Here is a 24500-nt window from a genome sequence, read left to right on the forward strand (position 1 = left end):
CGATTAGTTCGTGAAGCGGATGTTCATCGCGAGCCTTCTGATTAACAGCACCGCAGGCCGAAAAGTGGCGAGCTAGCCCTGCGCCAACTGCTGGTCCAGATCGTGCAGCACCTGGTAGCACGGGAGAACCTGAGCGACGGAGGCGTTCGGCTCGCGGCCCTCGCGGATCGCGGCGAAGAACTCGCGGTCCTGCAGCTCGATGCCGTTCATGGAGACATCGACCTTGGAGACGTCGATCTTCTCTTCCTTGCCGTTCACGAGGTCATCGTAGCGCGCGATATAGGTACCGGTGTCGCCGATGTAACGGAAGAAGGTGCCGAGCGGGCCGTCATTGTTGAAGGACAGCGACAGCGTGCAGATCGCGCCGTTGGCGGCCTTGAGCTGGATCGACATGTCCATAGCGATGCCGAGCGCTGGATTAATTGGCCCCTGCACCGCGTTGGCCTTCACGATCGGCGCCCCCGCCTGATAGGCGAATAGATCGACCGTGTGCGCGGCGTGGTGCCACAAGAGATGATCGGTCCAGCTGCGCGGCTGGCCCAGCGCGTTCATATTGGTCCGGCGGAAGAAATAGGTCTGCACATCCATCTGCTGGATGTGGAATTCGCCGGCCTTGATCTTCTTGTGCACCCATTGGTGGCTCGGGTTGAAGCGGCGGGTGTGGCCGCACATCGCAACCAGCCCGGTCTTCTTCTGCAGCTCGACCACCGCCTGCGCATCCTTCAAGGAATCCGCCAGCGGAATCTCGACCTGCACATGCTTGCCGGCCTTCAGGCACTCGATCGCCTGGGCCGCATGCATCTGCGTCGGCGTGCAGAGGATCACGGCATCGACCTCCGGCAGCTTGAGGCTATCCGAAAGCTCAGTCGAGACGTGCTTGATGCCGTATTTGTCGGCGACTTCCTTGGTCTGGTCGAGCCTGCGCCCGACCAGCGATACCACCTCGACATCGGCGATGTTCTTGATGCCATCGAGATGCTTGATGCCGAACGCGCCGGCGCCGGCCAGCGCGACCTTGATCGTTTTGGCCATATCAGTTGTTCTCCAGGATCAGATGGCCGACCGCGGTGTTGCTCGCCGGCACGTGGTAGAAGCGGTGACGCACCGTCGGAGTCTTGCCGCCATTGACATCGCTCATCGCGCCGCGCGCGATCAGCCACATCACGAGCTCGATGCCCTCGCTGCCCGCTTCGCGGACATATTCGATATGCGGCACCTTGGAGAGCCCTTCCGGATCGCTGATCAGCTTGTCCAGGAACATGTTGTCCCACTCGCGATTGATCAGCCCGGCGCGGGGGCCCTGCAGCTGATGACTCATGCCGCCGGTGCCCCAGATCTGCACATTGAGCGGCTCGTCATAGCTCTCGATCGCCTTGCGGATCGCTTTGCCTAGCATGAAGCAGCGGCGCCCCGACGGCACCGGATACTGCACGACATTGACCGCGAACGGGATGATCGGGCACGGCCACGCATCGACCTGTCCGAACACCAGGCTGAGCGGCACGGTGAGGCCGTGATCGACATCCATCTTGTTGACGATGGTGAGATCGAAATCATCCTGGATCACCGACTGCGCGATATGCGCCGCGAGCCGAGGATGACCGATCACCTTCGGCACCGGGCGCGGGCCCCAGCCTTCGTCGGCCGGCTGATACTCGGCCGCGGTACCGATCGCGAAGGTCGGGATCATCTCCAGGCTGAAGGCGGTGGCGTGGTCGTTGAAGACCAGGAACACGACGTCCGGCTTCTGCTCCTTCTCCCACTGCTTGGCGAAGTCGTAGCCCTGGAACACCGGCTTCCAATAGTCCTCGCCGGTCTTGCCGAGGTCGAGCGCGGCGCCGATCGCTGGCACGTGCGAGGTGTAAACGCTTGCGGAGATATGGGCCATTACTTCTTCTCCCCGGTGTAGCGGTTGCCCTCGATCGAGCGGCCACCCTTCACCATCATGTCGCGATATTGTTCTTCGCTCATGCCGGTCATGCTGCCGGCCATCTGCTGAAAGCTCTTGCCATCGGTCGCGCCGATCTTGGCCAGGAAGTAGATGTTGCCGCCGAGCGCAATGCAGCGGTTGAGATCACGATCCAGCACCGCCTGCTTCTGCTCTTCGGTCATCGGCCATTCATCGAGATAGGCCCGCTCATTGGCCTTGAAGCGGGCGCGGTTCTCCGCCTTCATCAAGGACATGCAGAACTGGTTGAGGTGATAGCCCATCCGCGACATGTCGGCGTCGAAGATGGTCGTGCCGGGAACGTCGGTATAGGGTTTGTCGAGCGACATCGATCGTCTCCTCGTTTAAGTTTCTTCGGGCCAGTAGAGCCGCATCGGATTGTCGACCAGGAGCTTCCGCTGAAGCTCCTCGGTGACAGCGATATGCGGAATGAAATCGACCAGCAGGCCGTCGTCGGGCATATGATCCTTCAGGTTCGGATGCGGCCAGTCGGTGCCCCACAGCACGCGATCCGGGAAAGTCTCGACGATCCGCCTCGCGAACGGCACCACGTCGCGATAGGCGTTCTGCTCGCCATTCAGCGCCGGCGGCCCCTTCACCGACAGACGCTCAGGGCAGCTCACCTTGGACCAGACATTGCTGTGCTCTCGCATGAACTTCACGAACAGCTCGAACTCAGGTCCGTCGACCGGCTTGGTCACGTCTGGGCGGCCCATATGATCGACGACGACCGTGGTCGGCAGCGCGGTGAAGAAGTCCCACAGCTCCGGCAGATCGACCGCCTCGAAATAGATCACCACATGCCAGCCGAGCTTAGCGATGCGTCCCGCGATCTCGTTGAGCTCGTCCTTGGGCGTGAAGTCGACCAGGCGCTTGACGAAATTGAAGCGGACGCCGCGGACGCCTGCGTCATGCATCGCCTTCAGCTCGTCGTCGGTGACGTTGCGCTTGACGGTGGCGACGCCGCGGGCCTTGCCGTTCGAATGCACGAGTGCGTCGACCATGGCGCGATTGTCGGCGCCGTGGCAGGTCGCCTGCACCACCACGTTGCGCGCGAAGCCGAGATGGTCGCGCAGCGCATAGAGCTGATGCTTGGAGGCGTCGCACGGCGTATATTTGCGTTCAGGCGCGTAAGGGAATTCCGCACCGGGACCGAACACATGGCAATGCGCATCGACGCTGCCGGCCGGAACCTTGAAACGCGGCTTCGACGGACCTTGGTACCAGTCGAGCCATCCGGGTGTTTTCTGAAACTCCATGTCGTTTCCTACTTCTTCTTTTTTTTCGCGAGAATGCGATCGGCCTCGATGCGCCAGTCGGGGCTGCGCGCGAAGTCCTTGGCTCCGCGCGCGCCGAACAAGCCTTCATCGGCGAGATCGGCGATGAAGGCTTGGCGCTCGGCGGTGCCCTGCGCCGACCATGGCGTCAGCCCCGCCTCGCGCACGGTCTCGGCGACCTCCCTCACCTCCTCCGCGCGGCGGCGGCCGTGCTCGATCACGCGCTGGAAGAAATAGGCGCCCTGCTTCTCCCAATCGATGCCGGGGAATGTTTCCTTCAGCGACGCCAGCACGGCGTCCTCGACGCCATAGGCGCGCGCGGTGGTGAAGGCTTCGATCACCATCGCCTCCATGCCCTTGATCATGATGCTGCGGCACATCTTGGTCGCCGACGCCACGCCGAGCTTGTCGCTCGCAGGCTTGGCGGCGAAGCCGAGATCATTGAGCAGCGGCGCCAGCTCGCGGGCGCCGGCGCCGCCGAGCAGCAGCGGCACCTTGATCCGATAGGGCGGCACCGAGGTCATGACGGCGCCCTCGACATAGCGGCCGCCGGCGCCGTCGATCAGATCAGCCGCGCGCTGCTTGGCGCCTGGAGAGGCCGAATTGAAGTCGAGAAACCAAGCGCCCGGCTTCACGGCGTCAGCGCAGGCCTGCGCCACCGGCACGGCCTGGCTCGCGGTCACCGCCGAGATGATGAAGTCGGCCTGCGACGCAAGCTCCGCATGAGACGCGGCCAGCGTGACGCCGATGCCGGCGGCGTGGTCGCGCATCGCGTCGCCGCTCGCATCGCCTAGCTTGATATCATAGGCCGAGACGCGGACGCCGTCCTTGCGCAGGTCCTCGGCGAGGATCTTGCCGACCTCGCCGTAGCCGACGATCCCGACATGCCACTGATTTGAGGCCACGCTCATGGTACGGACCGCTAGTCGATATATTTGAGCCCGGCCTTCGCCAGCGGCTCACGCATCTTGTACATGTCGAGGCCGAGCACGCCGGAGGCGAGCTTCTCGCGCTTATCGGCCTCGTTGGCCTCGCGCGCCGCCGCGGCATCCGCGGCCTGATGCGCGACCGCAGCCGGCACCACCACGATGCCGTCGACATCGGCCACGATCACGTCGCCGGGATTGACCGCAACGCCGGCGCAGACCACCGGGATGTTGACCGAGCCCAGCGTCGCCTTGACCGTGCCACGTGCCGAGATCGCGCGCGAGAACACCGGGAACTGCATCTCGGTGAGATCGGCAACGTCACGCACGCCGCCATCGATGACCAGGCCCTTGGCGCCGCGGGCGCGAAAACTGGTGGCCAGGAGATCGCCGAAGAAGCCGTCGGTGTTCTCGACCGTGCAGGCCGCGACGACGACGTCACCGGGCTGGATCTGCTCGGCCGCGACATGCAGCATCCAGTTGTCGCCGGGCTGCAGCAGCACGGTCACCGCCGTGCCGCACATCTTCGCCGTCGGATAGATCGGACGCATGTAGCATTGCATCAGCCCGACGCGGCCCATCGCCTCGTGGATGGTGGCGACGCCGAACTGCGACAGTTTCTCCACCGCCGCCTTGTCGGCGCGGATGATGGTCTTCTTGACGATGCCGAGATTGTTCATTGAGGTTTCTTTGGGGGTGCTCATGATCGCCTGCCCTGTACGTTACTTGCCTTTGGCCTTCAACGCGGCGTCGAGCCGCGGGAACACGCGCCGCGCATTGCCTTCGTAGATCTGGTGGCGCTGCTCGGGCGTCAGCTTGGCAGCCTCGATATAGCGCTTGGTGTCGTCGTAATAGAACCCGGTCTCGGGATCGATGCCGCGGACGGCGCCGATCATCTCCGAGGCAAACAGGATGTTGTCGATCGGGATCACGCCCGTCAGCAGGTCGATGCCGGGCTGATGATAGACGCAGGTGTCGAAGAAGATGTTGTTGAGCAGGTGATCCTTGAGCAGCGGCTTCTTCAATTCCTGCGCCAGCCCGCGGAAGCGGCCCCAGTGATAGGGCACGGCGCCGCCGCCATGCGGAATCAGGAACTTCAGGGTCGGGAAATCCTTGAACAGGTCCGAGGTCAGGCACTGCATGAACGCTGTGGTGTCGGCGTTGAGATAATGCGCGCCGGTGGTGTGGAAGCAGGCGTTGCAGCTGGTCGAGACGTGGATCATCGCGGGGATGTCGAGCTCCACCATCTTCTCGTAGATCGGATACCAGTGCCGGTCCGACAGCGGCGGCGAGGTCCAATGGCCGCCCGACGGATCCGGATTCAGATTGATGCCGACGAAGCCGTACTCCTTGATGCACTTCTCCAGCTCAGGGATGCAGGTTTTCGGGTCGACGCCCGGCGATTGCGGCAGCATGGCCACGCCGATGAAATTGTCCGGGAACAGCTTGCTGACCCGATAGCACAGCTCGTTGCAGATCGCGGCCCAGGTCGAGGACACCTGGAAATCGCCGATGTGGTGCGCCATGAAGCTGGCGCGCGGCGAGAAGACAGTGAGATCGCTGCCGCGCTCCTTCATCTTCTTGAGCTGGTTGCTCTCGATGCTCTCGCGCAGCTCGTCGTCGCTGATCTTGAGCTCGGACGCCTTCGGCATCACGGACGGATCCTTGATGCCCGCGATCTGCCGGTTGCGCCACTCCTCGAGCGCCTTCGGGGCCGTGGTGTAATGACCGTGCACGTCGATGATCACGTCAGTCTCTCCCTCAACTTTTTGGCGCGCGGCGGCGGTGTCAATGGACTGTGACCGCAGCGCCAATTCCCTTGTCGCTCGACCGTCCCGGCCCCACGAATTGCTTTACCACAAGCGCGACCGCTGCGATGGCGCCGGGGACGGCCATAACAGCGAAAATCTGGCTGAAGGTGAGCTGCCGCGCGGTCATTTCCGCGATCAGGAAGGAACCGGCGATGCCGCCGAACCGGCCGATGCCGAGCATCCAGGACACGCCGGTGGCGCGGCCCTGCGTCGGATAGAACGCCGCCGCCAGGGCCGGCATCGAGGACTGCGCGGTGTTCATCATCACGCCGCCCAGGAACACTGCCGCCATCAACAGGCCGAGTTGGCCAGCAGCCTGGCCGATGAAAAAGATCGAGACCGCCGTCAGCGCATAGCCGGCCGCGATGATCAGGTTGGCGTTGAAGCGGTCCATCAGCCAGCCGAAGAACACCGCGCCGACGCCGCCGAGCGGGAACAGCGCCGAGATCAGGGTCGCGGTCTGCGGGTTGAGGCCGGCATCCTTGAATAGGATCGGCATCCAGTTGATCAGCGCGTAGAAGATCACGAGCCCCATGAAATAGGCGATCCACAACATCAGCGAGCCCGCGCGCAGCACCGGCGACAGCACCATGCCGAGACCGCTGGCATTGACGCGCCTGGTCACCTCGGCATGTTCCGGCTCCAGCATCACGAACTGGCTCACCTGCAACGCCGCAGCCGAGATCTTGCGCATCACCTTGCGGACGCGCTCGACGGAGGCGCCGCGCGACAACAGATAGTGCACCGATTCCGGCAGGATCACGACCAGCGCCACGGTCAGCAGCAGCGGCGTGAGGCCGCCGAGCGTGAGCACGCTGCGCCAGCCCCATTGCGGAATCATCCAGGCGGCGAGGAAGCCACCGAATGCTGCGCCCAGCGGAAAGCCGCAGAACATCAAATTGGTCATGGTGGCGCGCAACCGCTGCGGGCAGTACTCGCTGAGCAGGGTCACGGCATTCGGCATGGCTGCGCCGAGGCCGATGCCGGTGACGCAGCGCAGCACGGTGAGCTCGGTCAGGTTGGTCGCAAAGGCCGAGGCGAGACAGGCGAGACTGAACACCAGCACCGAAGCGACCAGGACGACCTTGCGGCCCAGCCGATCAGCCAGCGGCCCTGAGAACAGCGCGCCGGCGGCGAGCCCAAACAGCGCTGCGCTGAGCACCGGCCCGAGCGCCGACTTCTCGATGCCCCACTCTTTGAGCAGCGACGGCGCGATGAAGCCGATCGCGGCGGTGTCGAAGCCGTCGAGCAGCACGATCACGAAGCACAGGCCGAAGATCAGCCACTGGAACCCCGAAAATGGGTGCTCGTCGAGAAAGGTTTGAACATCGACACGGCTGGTCGCGGGCATCGGCGTGCGTTTCCTTCGGATTGATTGAAAACGTCTCGGTCCGCGGCGGGCGCTGATCGCAAACGCCTCCGCCCGGACATCTTGCGTCGTTGGCGAAATATGTGCCGCAGCGCGGAAGCCGGCGCCAGCGCCGGGCCGCCTATATCAGATATTCCGAAACGGCATGGGGACTCCGGCCAGCCATGCTGGAATTGAACCATTCCAAATGCCGGTTTGACCGAAAGGGCGCGCAGCGGAGCCGGTGTACCCTCTCCCCTGTGGGAGAGGGTGGGTTCGCGCGTTAGCGCGAAACCGGGTGAGGGGTCTGTCTCGGCAGACTGATATGCGGAGGCATGCCCCTCGCCTGGTGAAAATTTCGCTTCGCTCATTCTCGCCACCCTCTCCCACAAGGGGAGAGGGTGCACCGAATCCGTGGCTACCGCGGCAGTTTGCGGATCAGCGCCGAGGCCAGCTTCATCGTGCTGGTTGCGAGCGGGGTCGGCCGCTTGTGCGCCGAGGTCACCAGGCAGAGCACGCTGGTCGGGGTCGGATCGGTGAGCTGCCGGATCGCCAGCTCGCCGGCGCGGCCTGAGGCCGCCACGCCGCTCGGCGTCAGCACCGCATGGCCATAGCCGGCGCAGACGAGATCGATGATCGAGGGCACGCTCGACACCTCCCAGGCGATGTCGAGCCTGACGCCGGCGAGCGCAGCCTGGGTCTCCAGCAGCCGGCGCATCGCATGCACCCGCTCCGGCACGATCAGGGGATAGCGCGACAGCTCGGCCATCGGCAGCGGCGCGGTGACGCGGCGCCGGCCCTTCGGCGCGTGGCTGACCAGCGCGAGCGCCTCCTGCAGCACCGGCGCGATCTCGATGCCCGGCTGCGCTTCCGGGTTGTAGACCATGCCGACATCGATGCGCCCGCTCGTCACCCATTCGACCACGTGGGTCGACAGCCCCTCGACCACCGCGAGCCGCGCCGCCGGAAATTCCTTTCTGAAGCGGTCGATCAGCGGCAGGGTCAGCTGCCGTGCGATGCTCGGCGGCAGGCCGATCGTGACACGCCCGACCGGCGCATCGCGGCTGGCACCGAGATCCTCGCGCGCATGCGACACCAGCTGCAGCACCGCGACGCTGTGGTCGAGCAGCCGCTTGCCGGCGTCCGTGAGCGCGACGCCGCGGCCGTTGCGCGCGAACAGCTGCTGCTTCAATTCCGATTCCAACGCGCGCACCTGGCGCGACAGCGCCGGCTGCGCCACCTCGAGCACGCTCGCCGCCTTGCTGAACGAGCCGAGCTCGGCGACCTGGACGAAATATTCGAGCTGCTTGAGGTTCATGGGCGTGGGGCTCGCGGATGCGGTGCGTCCTCGGTCGCCGCTCTTATGCGAAGATCGTCATGCGCGGGCTTGCCCCGCGCATTCATCCTCCTCCGAAACGCCTCGCGATGGATCGCCGGGTGCCCGGCGATGACGAGCAACGAGTCACGCTGCACCTTGCTGTGCCCTCTGCCCTCGTTGCGACGGCATAGCCGTCGTCGGCAGTGGGAGAGGGCAGCACGGCCGTCTGCCACAAGCTCGGTCGGGTGAGGGGTCCCTCTCCTCGTCCTCACATGCGGAGGCAACGCCTCACCCGGCTGCGCTTCGCGCAGCCACGCTCCCCCACAGGGGGAGAGGGTCTGAACCCGCGGATCCCTCCTCGCGCAAATCACGGCGCCCTCGCTCAGCAAATTCAATTCAGCACATTCAGCGACGCGTTCAGCACCGACGCAAAGGCCACCCAGAACGCATACGGTACGAACAACAGCGCCGTGATCCGGTCCTTGCGCCAGGACATCACGATGAAAGCGATGATCAGCGCGAACATCGTGACGATCACGGCGAACGCGCCCCACATCCAATGCTTGGTGAAGAAGATCGGCGACCACGCGAAATTCAACACCAGTTGCGCCCACCAAACCTGCATCACGAGGCCGCTGCCGATCCGCTCATAGGTCCGCCAGCCGGCGACCGCGATCAGGATGTAGAGCACGGTCCAGGCGATCGGGAAGAGCCAGTTGGGCGGCGTGAACGGCGGCTTGTGCAAGGAGCCATACCAGGCGCCCGGCAGGTTGCTGGCGCCGACGATCCATCCGCCTCCGACGACCAGGACCAGGAGGACGATGAGATACAGGGTGGATCGGTTCATATTCCGCTCGGCGTGATTTCATTGGAGATCGCCACCCCGCGGGAAGAGCTGCGTTGCGGCGTGCGCCACTGGACATTCGAACCGGAGGCGCGTAGCCAGGACATAGCATAAAGCCAATCCTGTCAGGGCTTTACCTTTCGTAAATCAGACGGGCTGGAAACGCTTTCAAAGCAAGCCTCACGCCCGAGACCGGAGCTTGATCCGTGGCTGAACGGCCCTCCTCCCACGCCATCGCCTCGATCGAGGCCGTCGAATCCGGCCTCGCCGCCCAGGGCTATATCGCCAGCCGCCAGATCGCCACCGCCGTTTACCTTTCCCAGGCGATCGAGAAGCCGATCCTGGTCGAGGGTCCGGCCGGCGTCGGCAAGACCGAGCTGGCCAAGGCGATCGCCGCCTGGCGCGGCCTCAAGATGATCCGGCTGCAGTGCTACGAGGGCCTGGACGAGGCCAAGGCGCTCTATGAGTGGAAATATGCCAAGCAGCTGCTCTACACACAGATCCTGAAGGACAAGCTCGGCGAGGTGCTCGGCGGCGCGCAGACCCTGCACGCCGCGCTCGACCAGCTGCACGGCTTCGGCGACGTGTTCTTCTCCAAGGAATTCGTCGAGCCGCGGCCACTGTTGCAGGCCCTCCTCGCTCCAGAAGGCTGCGTGCTGCTGATCGACGAGATCGACAAGTCCGATGCCGAGTTCGAGTCGCTGCTGCTCGAGATCCTCTCCGATTTCCAGGTCACCATCCCCGAGCTCGGCACCATCGCGGCAACCAGCGCGCCGACCGTGATCCTGACCTCCAACTCCGAGCGCAATCTCGGCGACGCCTTGAAGCGGCGCTGCCTGCATCTGCACATCGGCTTTCCCGAACAAAAGCTCGAAGAGCGGATCGTCGAGAGCCGTGTGCCCGGCATCTCGCAGATCCTGCGACGTCAGCTCGTCGCCTTCATCCACGATATCAGGACGCTCGATCTCAAGAAGCAGCCCTCGGTCAGCGAGACCATCGACTGGGCGCGTGTGCTGGTGCTCTTGCAGGCCTCCGAACTCGGCCATGAGGTGGTGAAGGATACGCTCAACGTCCTCTTGAAATATGAAGCCGATATCGAGGTGGCGCTGCCGCAGGTGACGAGCTTCGTCGCCAAGACGCAGCGCCAGAACATCTTTGGATAGGAGATCATGCAGGAGAACCTGCATCGCTTCTTTCGGGCCGCGCGCGGCGTCGGCGTGCACGTCTCGCCCGCCGAGAGCATCGACGCGATGCGGGCGGTCGCGAGCGTCGGTTTCGCCGATCGCAACGTGCTGCGCGACAGCCTGCTGCTGACGCTGGCCAAGAGCGAAGACGAGAAGAAGGCGCTCGGCAGCTGCTTCGACCTGTTCTTTGCACAAGTCGAACCGACGCAGCCGGAGGGCGGAGGCGAAGCCGACGCGGGCGAGAGCCCGAATGCAGTCCCGCAGTCTCCCGCAGGCGCGGGCGACACCGCGAGCCAAAGCCTGGGCGCCCTCGCGCAGATGCTGCTCGCGCAGAATCGGACCGAGATCTCCGCAGCACTTGCCAACGCGTCCAGCGCCGCCGGTCTCTCCGACATCCGCTACTTCACCCAGCGCGGGCTGTTCGCAAGCCGCATGCTCGATCTGATGGGCATACAGCGCCTGCGTGACGACCTGGACGCGCTGAACGAGAGCAACCCCGCGCTGGCCGAGCGACTGCAGGCGGCGACGGAAGATTTGCGCACCGCCGTGCGCGAGGCTGTGTCACAGGCGCTCGCGCTCTATGGGCGGGAGGAAACGGAAAACCTGCGCCACGAGATCCTGCGCAATGCGCCGCTGTCGCGGATCGAGCCGCGCCAGGTCGCGCAGATGCGGGCGCTGATCCGGCAGATCGCGCGCCGCCTGCGCGAGCGCTACTCGAAACCGCGCAAGCGGCAGCGCCGCGGCCATCTCGACGTCCGCCGCACGCTTCGCCGCAATGCCGCCTGGGGCGGCGTGCCGTTCCTCACCGCCTGGAAGCGCCGCCATCGCGACCGGCCGAAGATCGTGGCGCTGTGTGACGTCTCCGGCTCGGTGGCGCGCGTGTCCGATTTCTTCCTGCTCCTGATCCACAGCCTGCATGAGGTCGTGGACGACGTGCGCTCCTTCGCTTTCTCCGGCCATCTGATCGAAGTCAGCGAGATCCTGGATAGCAAGCCTGCCGAAGAAGCGATGGCTGACATCATGGACAAGGTCGGCTTCGGCTCCTCCGATTACGGCAGCTCGCTTGTCGATTTCGAGAAAGAGTTCATGGCGTCGGTGACGCCGCAGACGACCGTGATCGTGCTGGGCGACGCCCGCAGCAACAATCTCGATCCGCGGGCGGAGATCCTCAAGCGCATCGCCGAGCGCGCCAAGCGCGTGGTCTGGCTCAATCCGGAAGGACGGATGACCTGGGGCTGGGGCGATTCAGAAATGCCGCGCTACCAGACCTTCTGCAACGTCGTGCGCCAATGCGCCACCGCCCAGCAGCTCGAGCGCGCGGTGAGCGACATCGTCGCGACGTATCGGTAAACAGGTTGCGTCAATCGACGCTCTCTCGACTCGTCATTCCGGGGCGCGCGCAGCGCGAGCCCGGAATCCATACTCCCGATCGTGGTTATGGATTCCGGGCTCAGCCCTGCGGGCTGCCCGGAATGACATGCCTATAAAGTGTGCCGCATAAACTTAGCTAACCCTCACCGTCCGCCGGTTGCCCGCTTCAGCAGCGCGGCGCGCTGCGGGTCCGTGAAGGCGACACCGGATTTCTTCTCGACAACCTTGATCGCCCACGACCGCATCGGATCATCATCCATCCTGGCCGGTTCGCGGAGAATGCCGACGCTCATCTCGAGCAGCTTCGAATCTGCCTGGTGATCGGGCACGACGCTGCCAAGCGACGGCACAGCGAGCGCGCCGATCAGTGCACCAAGGCCCGCGGCCACCGCAGCAATCACCGCCGATTTCCAATCCACGCTCGTCCCCCATTTTCTTCACGCCCACACGCCGCCACCTTCGCGTGCCTTTCTGTCCCTCGCATGGCGATCTCTCGTCTTTCATCCGGCAACGATCGGGCGACTGCCGCGGCAGTGTGATCTCCTGTGTGACTGCCCGTCGCGTTAACGTGTCGCAGCACATCGCGCTTGCCGCGTCGGGCAAATCAGAACCATCATCTCGCGCATCCCGCCTCATCGAAGAGGGGCGTACGCGTCGTCACGATACGTGGAGTGCGGGATGCGATGGACGTGTGAGTGACAGCGGACGATTGGCACTCGGACGGACGGTGAAGTCGTGTAGTCCCGATACCCCGACGCTGGTATCAAGCTGGCGATGCTTCTTGCGAAGCGCGCCAGTGATGGTGGCCAAAAAGCCCGGCGCACCAGGGAGACCACGTATAAGCCGTAAACCGTCGCGCAGGGAAGGCCGGAGTGATCGGCCAAACCTGTGGTTCCTGCCCCGTGCATTTTCTCCCGCACGGGGGCCATGGGTGAGGTCTTCACCCGGCCTTCCCTGCGCCTTCTTTATTTTCGGAAGGTGATCAATGCGCACAGCTCGGACGCGAACGCGTTGCGAGGTCGAAACGACGTACACAATTTTCCGCTGTCGTCCCGGCCAAGCGAGCATAGCGAGCGTGAGCTGGGATCCATATCCACAGCCGACTGTCGTGATGCTCGGTCTCAACTACCTACGAAATAGTCCGCGGTATGGGTCCCCGCGTTCGCGGGGGGACGACAGCGGAGTAGGACGCAAATGATGAACCTACCTCGGCACGACCGCCGTCGCCTCGATTTCCAGCCGCGCCGCCTGCTCGACCAGACGCACCACCTGCACCAGCGCCATCGCCGGATAATGGCTGCCGAAGATCTCGCGATAGATGGCCCCGAGCTGCTTCAGATTGGCGAGGTACTCGTCCATGTCGACGACGTACCAGGTCAGCCGCACAAGGTGTTCAGGCCCCGCCCCGCCCTCGGCCAGAATGGCCGCGATATTCGACAGCGTCTGCCGCGCCTGGTCCAGGAAGCCGTCCCGCAGCTGTTCGTGTTGATCCCAGCCGATCACGCCCCCGGTGACCACGATGCGCCCCTCGGCGGTCATGCCATTGGCATAGCCCTTCGGCATCGGCCAGCCGCTCGGCTGCAGCGCGCGCGGTCGCTCGGCCTGCTCCGATTTCACCATCGCGAGCGTGGGCGCGTTTGGCGTGCTCACAGACGTGTCTCCCCCGTCATCTCAAGCGGCCGCGCCGGACGCGGCCTGATCTTAGGCGTGCTCTTGGGCCTGCGCTTGCGCCATCTGCCGCAGCGCGAAGCGCTTCAACTTGCCGGTCTCGGTCTTCGGCAACTGCGCGACGAACTCGATCGCCCGCGGATATTTGTACGGCGCGATCTCGCGTTTGACATGGTCCTGCAACTGAACGACCAGCGTGTCATCACCGATCGCACCCGGTGCCAGCACGATGTAAGCCTTGACGATCATGCCACGGGCCTCATCGGGCGCGCCGACCACGCCGCATTCGGCGACCGCCGGATGGCTCAGCAGCGCAGCTTCGACATCGGGCCCGGCGATATTGTACCCGGCCGACACGATCATGTCGTCGGAGCGCGACTGGTACCAGAAGTAGCCATCGTCATCCATGACGTAGGTGTCACCGGTGATGTTCCAGCCGTCGTGGACATACTTGCGCTGGCGCTCGTCAGCGAGATAGCGGCAGCCGGTCGGACCTCGCACCGCGAGCCGGCCCAACGTCCCCGGGGGCACATCCCGCCCCTCCTCGTCGACGATCTTGGCCTCGTAGCCTGGCACCGGCTTGCCGGTCGCGCCAGGACGGATCTCGTCCTCGGTCGCGCTGATGAAGATGTGCAGCATTTCCGTGGAACCGATGCCGTCCATCAGCTTCAGGCCGGTCGTTTTCTGCCAGGCGTCAAAGGTCGCCTTCGGCAGGGTCTCGCCGGCCGAGACGCATTTGCGCAACGAGGAGATATTGCGCGTTCCGAGCTTGCCGAGCATGGCGCGGTAGGCGGTCGGCGCGGTGAAGCACACCGTCGCCTGATAGCGCTCGATGGCGGCGAGCAGATCATCCGGGCTGGTCTTTTCCAGCACCACATAGGATGCGCCGATATGCATCGGGAACAGCACGCCGCCGAAGCCGAAGGTGAAGGCGAGCGGCGCGGAGCCGATGAAGCGGTCGTCCTGACGCGCGCGCAGCACGTTGCGCGCGTAGCCGTCGCAGACCGCGAGCATGTCGCGGTGGAAATGCATGGTGCCTTTCGGGTCACCGGTCGTGCCCGAGGTGAAGGCGATGAGGCAGAGGTCGTCGGAGGCGGTGTCGACGGCGGCAAACTCTGCACTCTGATCGGCGATCAGCGCCTCCAGCCCATCCGGTTGCGCGGTTCCCCAATAGGCCACGCGCTGCAGCGCCGGCGCGATCTCTTTGGCCTTGTCCATTTCATCGGCCAGCTTGCCGTCGCACAGCGCCAGCGCGATCTGCGCTTTCTGGATCGGATAAGCCAGCTCCTTGGCCCGGAGCAGCGGCATGGTGGCGACCACGATGCCGCCGGCCTTGATGACCGCGAGATAAGTCGCAACCATCATCGGGTTGTTGGCGGAACGCAGCAGCACCCGGCCGCCGCTGACGAGGCCAAATTTGTTCACCAGCGCATTAGCGATCCTGTTCACCAGCGCCTGCAGCTCACCATAGCTGTAGCTGACGTCCGGGCTGATGATGCAGGGTGCATCCCCGCGCCCCTCCTCCACCCAGCGGTCGAGGAAATGCGACACGCAGTTCAGTCGCGGCGGATATTGCAGCTCGGGACGCGTGAAGATGAAGTCCGGCCACAGCTCGCGCGCCGGCAGATGATCGCGCGCGAACGTATCGACATGGGCGGTTGTTGCCTTCGCACTCGTGCTTCCGGCAACGCTCTCTTGGACTTGAGCTTTGGCGGCACTGACCATCGCACGCTCCTCTCTAGCAAAGGACGCCCGGCACATTTCAATCCTCAATATTTTATACCTAAAATATCTGGACGCAAGAGCCGAAGATTGTGCAGTGCCCGCTCGTTCCTTGAGCTGTTGGTATCGGCGTCAGCAGCCGGCCAGCGCCTTCAGGCGCTGCACCATGGACGAGTTGGGGTCCGCGAGCGGTGCGATCGCCGTGAAATGATTGGCGTCCGGCACGGTGTCGAACCGGCTCGCGACGCCGGCTTCGCCCCAGCGCTCGACAATTGTGCGGCTCTGCCGCAGATATTCCGCGCTCTCCTTGGCACCGACCACGGCATCGAGGCTGCCGGTTGCCGGCGGCGTCCAGAACAGCGGGCTTGCTGCGCGTGCTGCGGACGCATCGAGCTGCAGGGCCTTGTTGATGGAGGTGCCGACCAGCGGCGCAAGCTCATACAGGCCGGAGATGCCGTAGGCCGCGCGCACCAGATCCTTCGGCAGCGACGGATCGAGCGCCGGCCAATCGGTCGCCAGCATGCAGGCAGCGAGATGCCCGCCGGCGGAATGTCCGCTGACGACCAGCGGACGCCCGAGCCGCGCCAGTTCCTGCATCGCCGCGCGCATCTGTCGGATGACGGCGTCGATCGTCACCTGCGGGCACAGATCATAGGTCGGCACCGCAACATCGATGCCGTGCGCGTTCAGCCCCCGCGCGCAATGGCTGAAGGACGAACCGTCGAGCGCCTGCCAATAGCCGCCATGGATGAACACGACCACCGCGCCGCCACCACCAGCTTCAAACAGGTCGATCGTGTTGCGCGAGCCTGGGCCGTAAGCCAGCCGGCGCGGCGCGTGCCGCTCCCGGTAGCTGGCGGCGTCGCTCGCCCACCCTGCCATGATCTGCGGATTCTCCGGCACCCGCGCCCGGTTGTTGTATTCGACCTCGTAATCGATGGCCTCTGCATCGCCCACGTCACGCATCCCGTCGCTGCACCGCGTTCTGCGCCGAGCCCTTGGCTTTGGCGAGCAGCCGCATCAGTTCGCGCACGTCCCTCTCGGTCAGGTCGGCGAAAATATCGGCGATCCAGGTCTCATGCTCGCCCGCCATCTTGCGAAACTCGGCGCGGCCGAGCTTGGTCAGCCGGATCACCTGGACCCGACGATCGGTGTCCGAGGTGCGTCGGTCGAGGTGGCCCGACTCGACCAGCCGCTCCACCAGCCCGGTCACATTGCCGTTCGATACCATCATGCGCTTCGACACATCCGACAGCGTCATGCCGTCCGGCGCCTTGTCGAGCTGCGCCATCAGGTCGAAGCGCGGCAGGGTCACGTCGAAACGCTCGCGCAGACGCGAGCGGATCTCACTCTCGATCAGATTGGTGCAGGTTAACAGCCGCAACCACAGCCGCAGCTCTTCGGCGTGGTCCTCGGGCGTTTCGACCGCCTTGGTTTCGGCATCAAGGGTCATGGCAGCATCATCGGGGCGAGATCGGGAGTTGCGGGACGCAGAATCATTGTGGCCCCCGGCGCGTTCGCGGGGCAAGGGAAAACATAGCTTCGACATCGCGACCGGCACTCATCTGCAATTCTTTTATGCTTCAAGCAATTGGCGCGCGGCTTGCATGCGCCGGCTCCGGTCGCCTCCAGGCGCTGGGTCCTGCTTGCAGCAAAGGGCTGCATCGGACTAGGCTTCAAACGGCGGCATTTGTCCGGCCGAGTGCAACAGCACCGTGTCGAATGTCTTAATCCGGGGGAGTTGTCATGAAAGCGTTTGTCAAGCTGGCCAGCTTTGGCCTTGTCACCGCGCTGATCGCGCAGCCGGCCGTCGCGGCCGACAAGATCAAGATCGGCGTCATCGTGACCCTGTCAGGTCCAGCGGCGGCCCTCGGCCAGCAGGTCCGCGACGGCTTCAACCTGGCGGTCAAGGATCTCGGCGGCAAGATGGGCGGCAAGGAGGTCGAAGTCGTCGTCGCCGACGATGAGCTGAAGCCGGACGCCGCCATCACCAAAGCCAAGGGCCTGCTCGAGCGCGACAAGGTCGACTTCGTGGTCGGCCCGATCTTCTCCAACATGCTGCAGGCGATCCACCGCCCGGTAACCGAGAGCAAGACCTTTCTGATCAGCCCGAATGCCGGCCCCTCCAGCTATGCCGGCAAGGAGTGCAGCCCGTTCTTCTACGTCACCTCCTATCAAAACGACCAGGTGCACGAGATCCTCGGCAAGGTCGCGCAGGACCGCGGCTATAAGCGGGTCTATCTCCTGGTGCCGAACTACCAAGCGGGCCGCGACTCCGTCGCCGGCTTCAAGCTCGACTACAAGGGCGAGATCGTCGAGGAGTCCTACGTGCCTCTGAACACGCTCGACTTCCAGCCGGAGCTGTCCAAGATCTCGTCGCAGAAGCCCGATGCGGTCTTCACCTTCATGCCCGGTGGCATGGGCGTCAACCTCGTCAAGCAATACAAGCAGGCCGGCCTCGCCGACAGCATCCCGGTGCTCTCGGCCTTCACGGTCGATGAATCCACCCTACCGGCGCAGCAGGACGCCGCGGTCGGCATGTTCGGCGGCGCCAATTGGGCGCCCAATCTCGACAATCCCCAGAACAAGAAATTCGTGGCCGCTTACGAGGCTGCCTATAACAGCGTGCCCGGCACCTACGCCATGCAGGCCTATGACGCGGCAATGCTGATCGACAGCGCGGTGAAGGCGGTCGGCGGCGACCTCAGCAACAAGGATGCGGTCGGGGCCGCGCTGAAGAAAGCCGACTTCACATCGCTGCGCGGCGGTTTCAAGTTCAACACCAACGGCTATCCGATCCAGGACTTTTATCTCACCAAGGTCGCGAGGCGGCCGGACGGAAAATTCCAGACCGAGATCGTGCAGAAGGTGTTCGAGACCTACGGCGACCGCTACGCCAAAGACTGCCCGGCCAAGTAATTGAGCAAGTAACAGAGGGAGAAAAACGCATGAGCCATCCGGAAATCGCCGGCATCACCCGGGCCAATGAAGGCATCCAGGGCATCACCTGGAACATCCTGGGGCAGATCTATGTGCCGAAGAACCGCACGGAGCACAGTTTTTCCTGGCACGCGACCTTCCCGACCGGCACCTTCGTGCCCCCGCACATTCATCCCGACCAGGACGAGTATCTCTACATCCTGGAAGGCCGGCTCGACTTCTTCCTCGACGGCGCCGAGGAATATGCGACCGCGGGCGACACGGTGCGGCTGCCGATGGGCAAACCGCACGGGATCTTCAACAAATCAGGCCAGACCGCGAAAACCCTGTTCTGGGTATCGCCGACGCGCCGGCTCTACGACCTGTTCTGGGCGATCCACAACATGCGCGAGCAGAACCCGGACGATGTCGTCAAGCTCGCGGCCGAGCACAACATCCACTTCCTGCCGCCCCCGCCGCAATAGGCCAAAGAGTATGCGCATTCCGAGATGTTGGATTTCGAGCTGTCGCGCAGAATGCAGTGCGCTCCCTCTCCCCGTTCTTCACGGCGCCGCGACGAGCTTCGCTCGCGCTGAGAGGGTTGGGGTGAGGGGCAACCACACGACAGGTATGAGTTCTTAGACCTACGAGGCTTGCCGCGTCACCATGCGCGCGGCAAAGCCGGCCCGTGCTGCGTAGCCACGCACGATCGCCTCGCGGGCCTCGTAATTGAGGATGGTGTTGATATCGGTGAAGCCTTGCGGCGCAAGCTGCTCGACCGCATCGATCACACCTTCCGGGCCACCGCGGCGGTTCGAGGCAACGATGTCGGCGGTCATCGGCAGCCGCTTCTGCTCATAGGCCATCAGCGCCTGGCGCGGATGTTCGCCATGAACCAGCGCATCGGCCAGCGCGCGGGCGTCGAGAATGGCCTGGGAGGCGCCGTTCGATCCGACCGGATACATCGGGTGCGCGGCGTCGCCGAGCAGCGTGACCCGGCCGCAGGTCCAATAAGGCAGCGGATCGCGGTCGCAGCAGGGGTATTCCCAGAACTCCGGCGTGGCGCGGACCAGTGCGCCGAAATCGACCTGGGGAATATGGAAGCCTGCGACATGCGGCATCAGCTCGTCGGCGCGACCGAGCCGCGACCAATCCTCGCGCCGTGGCGGCGGCGTGTTTGCGTCGCCGATGCGGACCAACACGGCCCAGTTGGTGAGCCGGGTCGCGGGGCTCGATCCCTCCGCGATCGGGTAGATCACGGCCTTGGCGTTGAGCCCGCCGGCGATGATCATCGATTGGCCGGTCAGGAACACCGGCCAGTCAGTCGCGCCGCGCCACAGCATCAGGCCGTTCCAGCACGGCGGGCCTTCATTCGGAAACAGCGTCTGCCGCACCTTGGAATGGATGCCGTCCGCGCCGATCAGGATATCGCCACGGATGGTTCGCACATGGGCGCCGGAGCGGTCGAAGAAATAGGCGGTCACGCCGCCCTCGTCCTGGGTGAAGGCGCCGAGCCGGCAGCCGGTGTGGACCTTCTCCGGCCCCAGCCGCTCCAGCACGGCCTGATGGATCACGCCCTGCAGCCGCCCGCGATGGACCGAGAATTGCGGCACGTCGTGGCCGGCATCGAGCCCACGCTTTTCGTGCCAGACCTCCTGGCCATGACGGGTCAAATAGAACAGCTCGTAGGTGCGGATCGCGGCCTGGTCGAGCCGGTCCAGCAGGCCGAGCTGGGCGAGCTCACGGATGGCATGGGGCAGCGTGTTGATCCCGACGCCGAGCTCGCGGACCGCGTCCGCCTGCTCGAACAACTCGCAATCGATGCCGCGCGCCCGCAACATCAGGGCCGTCGTCAGTCCGCCGATACCGCCGCCAACGATGATTGCCTTCATCGCACTCTACTCCATCAGCGCAAGACGTCTCAGCCGCCAGCGTGGCACGGTTATTTACCGCCCCGCAAGCGGCTTCGTTCGACCTCGTTAATTGCCCTGAAACACCGGCTTGGTCTTGGCGGCGAAGGCTTCGAAGGCGCGCTTGAAATCCTCTGTTGTCATGCACAACGCCTGGGCAACAGCCTCCGCCTCGATCGCCTCCTCCACCGACATCGCCCATTCCATCGCCAGCATGCGCTTGGTCATCGTGTTGGCAAAGGTCGGACCTTGCGCGATCTCGCGCGCCAGCGCTTCCCCCTGCGCAAGCACCTCGTTCGGCGCGACGATGCGGCTGAAAAAGCCCCAGCGCTCGCCCTCCTCCGCGCTCATGAAGCGGCCGGTGTAGAGCAGCTCGGAGGCGCGCGACTGGCCGATGATGCGCGGCAGGATCGCGCAGGCGCCCATGTCGCAGCCGGCGAGCCCGACCTTGTTGAACAGGAAGGCGACCTTGGCGCCGGCAGCGGCGAGCCTGATGTCGGACGCCATCGCCACGATCGCGCCGGCGCCGGCGCAAATGCCTTCGACCGCCGCCACGATCGGCTGCGGACAAGCCCGCATCGCCTTGACCAGATCGCCGGTCATGCGGGTGAACGCGGTCAGCCCCTTGGTGTCCATCTGCACCAGCGGCCCAATGATCTCGAACACGTCGCCGCCGGACGAGAAATTGCGACCGGCGCCGGTGACAACGATGGCCTTCACGGCATCGTCGAAGGCGCAGGCGCGGAAAAAGTCGGTCAGCTCGCGATAGCTTTCGAACGTCAGCGGATTCTTCCGCTCCGGCCGGTTGAGCGTCACGGTCGCGACGCGCTCGGTCACCGTCAGCAGGAAATGGCTCGGCGTGTAATTCGCCAGCGGCACCGTGACGGAATTGGCCGGTCTGCTCATCGAAATTCCCCTCTGCTCATATCCTTCGACCTCGCCTCAGATCTCACCGCCCGCGACCGCAATGGCCTGGCCGGTGATCGCGCCCGCTCCCGTGCCGCACAGCCACAGCACGGTATCGGCGACTTCCTGTGGCGTGACGAGACGCCCCTGCGGATTGTGCCTTGCGAGCTCGGTCGCCGCCTGCTCGCGACTGCGTCCGGTCTTCTTCATGATGGTTTCGATGCTGCCGGCCACCAGGTCGGTGTCGGTGAAGCCCGGACAGACCGCATTAACAGTCACATGGGTCGCCGCGAGCTCCAGCGCCAGCGAGCGCGTCAGTCCGACCACTGCATGCTTCGCGGCCGTATAGGCGCTGACATAGGGGTAGCCCTTCAATCCGGCCGTCGAAGCGATCGCAACGATGCGGCCATAGGACCGATCCTTCATCGCGGGCAGCACGGCCTGGATGGCATGCACCACGCCCATGAAGTTGACGTCGATCATGCGACGAAACAGCGCCGCATCGGACTTCGCGAAGGGGGCGGATTCCGCGCTGCCGGCATTCGCGATCAAGATGTCGATCGGCTGCCGGCCCGCGGCGCTCGCGACCGCTGCACTCACCGCCGCCGGATCGGCGACATCGGCAATGGCCGCATGATCGGCGCATCCCGCCGCAATCGCCTCATCCAGCGTGGCGGCACTGCGTCCGATGATCGTGACGGTAGCGCCGGCCTCTTTCAAAACGCGCGCGATCTCGCGGCCGATGCCGCGGCCGCCGCCGGTCACCAGCGCATGGGACGAACCAGGCAACCTCGACATGCGCGCGCCTCCTCGCATCTGCGAACAGTTCGAGGCCGGACGATATTTTAATCTTAAAGTATTTGCAACAAGGCTCCTGCGCGACCGCGAGGTCAATCGCGCCGTTGCCGAAGGCGCGGCCTTGGCGCAGCGCCTAGTCGGTCTTGCGACGCCCGGTGCGCGGATTGAGCGGATCGCGCCGCTCCCGCAGCAATCCCTCCGGCAGCATCGGCTCGGTGCCCGGCAAGGGTTCTGCGCGCACATCGGCGCCCCATTGCTCGCGCTGGCGCTGTGTGGTCGCGTCCTTGACCTGCTGGGCCTGCGGCAAACCATCCTTGTTGATGGGATCGTAGGCGCCAGAGCGGATGTCGCGGGTGTCTTTGGAGATGCCTGTCGTCATGCAGATCTAACGAGCGCGCCCGGCGGATCGTTCCCGAGAACGGCGATCCGGAGGGACGCCTGTATCGGGGTTCCCACCGCTGTCGAGCGCGTCCGCCCGAAGGGAGACTCAGACGACGGACTTGTGCCTTTCGATGCAGACCCGCAGGACATCGTCGATCGGCCTTCCCCACCATTCATTGGAGAAGATTTCGATCTCGGAATAGCCGGCATAGCCTTGCGCCTCGACCGCCCGTCGCACCGATCTAATGTCGATCACGCCGTCGCCCATCATGCCGCGGTCGTTGAGGATGTCCCGGGTCGGAACCAGCCAGTCGCAGACGTGAAAGGCCAGGATGCGGTCCCTGCCCGCGCGTGCGATCGCGCCCATCAGCTCCGGGTCCCACCAGATATGATAGACATCAAGCGCCACGCCGAGCACGCCGGAGCGCTCAGGATCAAGCCGGTCGCAGATGTCGAGCGCCTGCTTCGTCGTGTTCACGCAGGCGCGGTCGGCGGCATAGGCCGGATGGAGCGGCTCGATCGCGAGCGGCAGCGCGGCCTGTTTGGCGTAGTCGAGCATCTCGGCGATGGCGTCCTCGACCTGGGTGCGCGCAGCTGCGATATCCTTCGAAGCCGTGCTACCCGGCCTGGAATATTGCGGCAGGCCGCCGACGACCAGCACGATGCAGGACGCACCGAGCGCGTGGGCCTCGTCGACCGCGCGACGGTTGTCGTCACGTACCTCGCCGCGCCGCGCCTCATCCGAGGTGAACATGCCGCCGCGGCAGTAGCCGGACAGTTCGAGCCCGGCATCGCGGACGGCGCGGACCGCGCGATCGAGCCCGACTGCAGCGACCTGGTCGCGCCAGGGATCGATGGCGCGAATGCCGTGCCGCGCACATGCATCGATGATCTCGGTGAGATCGCCCTGCTTGCGAACCGTCGCCGTATTCAGCGACAGCCAGCGATGATCGAAGGAAAAGTCCCGCATCACGGCTCGACACCGCGCGCCGCGAGCAAGGTCTTCATGCGGCGCGTCGCCATCTCCGGATTGGCGAGCAGCCCGGCCTTGTCGGCGAGCCGGAACAGCTCGGCGAGATGCAACGTGGAGCGCGCGCTCTCCTGGCCGCCGATCATGATGAAATGATCCTGATGACCATTCAGATAAGCCATGAACACGATGCCGGTCTTGTAGAAGCGGGTCGGCGCCTTGAAGATGTGTCGCGACAGCGGCACCGTCGGCCCGAGCACTTCGTGGAACGCGGCTTCGTCGCCGGCTGCAAGGTGCGACAATGCATAGGATGCCGCGGGTGCGATCGCATCGAAAATGCCCAGCAGCGCATGCGAATGGCCCTGCGCGTCGCCCGCGATCAGTTCGGCGTAGTTGAAGTCATCGCCGGTGTACATCTTCACCCGTTGGTCCAGCCGGCGGCGCATGTCGATCTCGCGCTGCTTGTCGAGCAGCGAGATCTTCACGCCATCGATCTTCGCCGCATTGGCGTTAATGATCGCGACGGCCGTGTCCATCGCCATGTCAAGATCGGCCGTTCCCCAATAGCCGGCAAGCGCAGGGTCAAACATGTCGCCGAGCCAGTGGATGATCACGGGCTCGCGCACCTGCGCCAAGATGCGGTCGTACACATCAGCATAATCGTCGGCGCTGCGGCCAAGCTTGGCAAGCGCGCGCGAGGCCATGAGGATGATGCGGCCGCCGACCTTTTCGATTGCCGCGATCTGCGCTTCATAGGCCCTCACGACATCGTCCAGCGTCTTGGCCTGGTCGAGCGCGAGGTGATCCGTTCCAGCGCCCGAAAAGACCAGCGCATTGCGGCGGTGCTTGCTCGCCGCAACCGAGCGCGAGATCAGATCCAGCGACGTCGGCCAATCGAGGCCCATGCCGCGCTGCGCGGTGTCCATAGCCTCGGCAACGCCAAGGCCGAGATCCCAGATGTGCTCGCGGAAGGCGATGGTCCTGTCCCAATCAACCGCTGCCGACAGCCAGGGATCGCACTCCGCAAGCGGATCGGCCACCACATGCACGGCCGAGAATGCAACGCGGTTCAATGAAGCTTGCAGCTTCTCCGGGAAACTCCGCGGCGCCGTCAGGCGGTAGGTCTCCAACGAACGATCGGCCTGGGGAAGCTTGAGCGACAACGACGACATCGGCATCACGGGCTTGTTCATGATCGG

Annotated in this window: 25 protein-coding genes; 4 read left to right on the top strand and 21 right to left on the bottom strand. The window is 64.6% G+C overall.

Translation table 11 applies throughout. The annotated features are described in order from the left end of the window. Positions 1–72: 72 nt before the first annotated feature. The 10 genes from BRAS3843_RS24485 to BRAS3843_RS24530 all read right to left on the bottom strand — a co-directional run bounded on the left by BRAS3843_RS24485 (position 73) and on the right by BRAS3843_RS24530 (position 9475). Positions 73–1032, bottom strand: coding sequence for a Gfo/Idh/MocA family oxidoreductase (locus BRAS3843_RS24485; protein ID WP_008971772.1), 960 nt, complete (start codon positions 1030–1032; stop codon positions 73–75). A gap of 1 nt (position 1033) precedes the next feature. Next, entirely contained in the window at positions 1034–1888 is an 855-nt protein-coding gene (locus BRAS3843_RS24490) for a class III extradiol dioxygenase subunit beta (RefSeq protein ID WP_008971773.1), read from the bottom strand. After that, positions 1888–2277: a protocatechuate 4,5-dioxygenase subunit alpha gene (ligA, locus tag BRAS3843_RS24495; RefSeq protein ID WP_008971774.1), complete on the bottom strand. Its 390-nt coding sequence runs from the start codon at positions 2275–2277 to the stop codon at positions 1888–1890. The genes BRAS3843_RS24490 and ligA overlap by 1 nt, the downstream gene beginning before the upstream one ends. A 15-nt stretch (positions 2278–2292) precedes the next feature. Next, positions 2293–3207: an amidohydrolase family protein gene (locus BRAS3843_RS24500; protein WP_008971775.1), complete on the bottom strand. Its 915-nt coding sequence runs from the start codon at positions 3205–3207 to the stop codon at positions 2293–2295. Positions 3208–3215: 8 nt separating this feature from the next. Then, positions 3216–4136 (bottom strand): DUF1932 domain-containing protein, encoded by a 921-nt coding sequence (locus BRAS3843_RS24505; protein ID WP_008971776.1) that lies wholly within the window; start codon positions 4134–4136, stop codon positions 3216–3218. Between the two features lie 11 nt (positions 4137–4147). Further along, positions 4148–4831, bottom strand: a complete 684-nt coding sequence (gene ligK / locus BRAS3843_RS24510) for a 4-carboxy-4-hydroxy-2-oxoadipate aldolase/oxaloacetate decarboxylase (protein WP_008971777.1) — start codon at positions 4829–4831, stop codon at positions 4148–4150. Positions 4832–4873: 42 nt separating this feature from the next. Next, complete coding sequence (locus tag BRAS3843_RS24515) at positions 4874–5899, bottom strand: amidohydrolase family protein (RefSeq protein ID WP_008971778.1); 1026 nt, start codon at positions 5897–5899, stop codon at positions 4874–4876. Positions 5900–5939: 40 nt separating this feature from the next. Then, entirely contained in the window at positions 5940–7313 is a 1374-nt protein-coding gene (locus BRAS3843_RS24520; RefSeq protein ID WP_008971779.1) for an aromatic acid/H+ symport family MFS transporter, read from the bottom strand. Positions 7314–7728: 415 nt separating this feature from the next. Next, positions 7729–8628 (bottom strand): LysR substrate-binding domain-containing protein, encoded by a 900-nt coding sequence (locus BRAS3843_RS24525; RefSeq protein ID WP_008971781.1) that lies wholly within the window; start codon positions 8626–8628, stop codon positions 7729–7731. 391 nt (positions 8629–9019) lie between these two features. Then, the gene (locus tag BRAS3843_RS24530) at positions 9020–9475 is read right to left on the bottom strand and encodes a TspO/MBR family protein (RefSeq protein ID WP_008971783.1); all 456 of its coding nucleotides are present in this window, start codon (positions 9473–9475) and stop codon (positions 9020–9022) included. Positions 9476–9678: 203 nt separating this feature from the next. On the opposite strand from BRAS3843_RS24530, the gene BRAS3843_RS24535 reads away from it, so the two are divergent. Then, a complete protein-coding gene (locus BRAS3843_RS24535) occupies positions 9679–10635 on the top strand; it encodes a MoxR family ATPase (protein WP_008971784.1) in 957 nt (318 codons plus the stop codon). Between the two features lie 6 nt (positions 10636–10641). Next, complete coding sequence (locus tag BRAS3843_RS24540; RefSeq protein ID WP_008971785.1) at positions 10642–12006, top strand: VWA domain-containing protein; 1365 nt, start codon at positions 10642–10644, stop codon at positions 12004–12006. Positions 12007–12170: 164 nt separating this feature from the next. On the opposite strand, the gene BRAS3843_RS24545 is transcribed toward BRAS3843_RS24540, so the two are convergent. From BRAS3843_RS24545 to BRAS3843_RS24565, 5 genes are all read right to left on the bottom strand, one after another. Further along, the gene (locus tag BRAS3843_RS24545; protein WP_008971786.1) at positions 12171–12446 is read right to left on the bottom strand and encodes a hypothetical protein; all 276 of its coding nucleotides are present in this window, start codon (positions 12444–12446) and stop codon (positions 12171–12173) included. Positions 12447–13230: 784 nt separating this feature from the next. After that, positions 13231–13677 (bottom strand): RidA family protein, encoded by a 447-nt coding sequence (locus tag BRAS3843_RS24550; protein ID WP_008971787.1) that lies wholly within the window; start codon positions 13675–13677, stop codon positions 13231–13233. A 51-nt stretch (positions 13678–13728) separates the two neighbouring features. After that, positions 13729–15420: a benzoate-CoA ligase family protein gene (locus BRAS3843_RS24555; RefSeq protein WP_008971788.1), complete on the bottom strand. Its 1692-nt coding sequence runs from the start codon at positions 15418–15420 to the stop codon at positions 13729–13731. Between the two features lie 129 nt (positions 15421–15549). Next, positions 15550–16374, bottom strand: a complete 825-nt coding sequence (locus tag BRAS3843_RS24560) for an alpha/beta hydrolase (protein ID WP_244425459.1) — start codon at positions 16372–16374, stop codon at positions 15550–15552. A gap of 1 nt (position 16375) precedes the next feature. Further along, complete coding sequence (locus BRAS3843_RS24565; protein ID WP_008971790.1) at positions 16376–16870, bottom strand: MarR family transcriptional regulator; 495 nt, start codon at positions 16868–16870, stop codon at positions 16376–16378. Positions 16871–17163: 293 nt separating this feature from the next. On the opposite strand from BRAS3843_RS24565, the gene BRAS3843_RS24570 reads away from it, so the two are divergent. Both BRAS3843_RS24570 and BRAS3843_RS24575 read left to right on the top strand, forming a co-directional pair. Then, the gene (locus BRAS3843_RS24570) at positions 17164–18336 is read left to right on the top strand and encodes an ABC transporter substrate-binding protein (RefSeq protein WP_008971791.1); all 1173 of its coding nucleotides are present in this window, start codon (positions 17164–17166) and stop codon (positions 18334–18336) included. Between the two features lie 29 nt (positions 18337–18365). Then, positions 18366–18821 carry a cupin domain-containing protein gene (locus BRAS3843_RS24575; protein WP_008971792.1) on the top strand — a complete coding sequence of 152 codons (456 nt, stop codon included), beginning with the start codon at positions 18366–18368 and terminating at the stop codon, positions 18819–18821. Positions 18822–18980: 159 nt separating this feature from the next. Here the strand turns inward: BRAS3843_RS24575 and BRAS3843_RS24580 are convergent, their stop codons facing one another. The 6 genes from BRAS3843_RS24580 to BRAS3843_RS24605 all read right to left on the bottom strand — a co-directional run bounded on the left by BRAS3843_RS24580 (position 18981) and on the right by BRAS3843_RS24605 (position 24494). Further along, positions 18981–20228, bottom strand: coding sequence for a flavin-dependent oxidoreductase (locus BRAS3843_RS24580; protein WP_008971793.1), 1248 nt, complete (start codon positions 20226–20228; stop codon positions 18981–18983). Positions 20229–20315: 87 nt separating this feature from the next. Then, on the bottom strand, positions 20316–21152 hold the full coding sequence (locus tag BRAS3843_RS24585) for an enoyl-CoA hydratase family protein (protein WP_008971794.1): 837 nt from the start codon (positions 21150–21152) through the stop codon (positions 20316–20318). A gap of 36 nt (positions 21153–21188) precedes the next feature. Continuing rightward, the gene (locus BRAS3843_RS24590) at positions 21189–21950 is read right to left on the bottom strand and encodes an SDR family oxidoreductase (RefSeq protein ID WP_008971795.1); all 762 of its coding nucleotides are present in this window, start codon (positions 21948–21950) and stop codon (positions 21189–21191) included. 133 nt (positions 21951–22083) lie between these two features. Then, positions 22084–22329, bottom strand: coding sequence for a hypothetical protein (locus tag BRAS3843_RS24595; protein ID WP_008971796.1), 246 nt, complete (start codon positions 22327–22329; stop codon positions 22084–22086). Positions 22330–22437: 108 nt separating this feature from the next. After that, complete coding sequence (locus BRAS3843_RS24600) at positions 22438–23301, bottom strand: sugar phosphate isomerase/epimerase family protein (RefSeq protein ID WP_035982626.1); 864 nt, start codon at positions 23299–23301, stop codon at positions 22438–22440. Then, positions 23301–24494, bottom strand: coding sequence for a dihydrodipicolinate synthase family protein (locus BRAS3843_RS24605; RefSeq protein ID WP_008971798.1), 1194 nt, complete (start codon positions 24492–24494; stop codon positions 23301–23303). The genes BRAS3843_RS24600 and BRAS3843_RS24605 overlap by 1 nt, the downstream gene beginning before the upstream one ends. Between the last annotated feature and the right edge of the window lie 6 nt (positions 24495–24500).

The sequence above is a fragment of the Bradyrhizobium sp. STM 3843 genome (assembly GCF_000239815.1).
Taxonomy (GTDB): domain Bacteria; phylum Pseudomonadota; class Alphaproteobacteria; order Rhizobiales; family Xanthobacteraceae; genus Bradyrhizobium.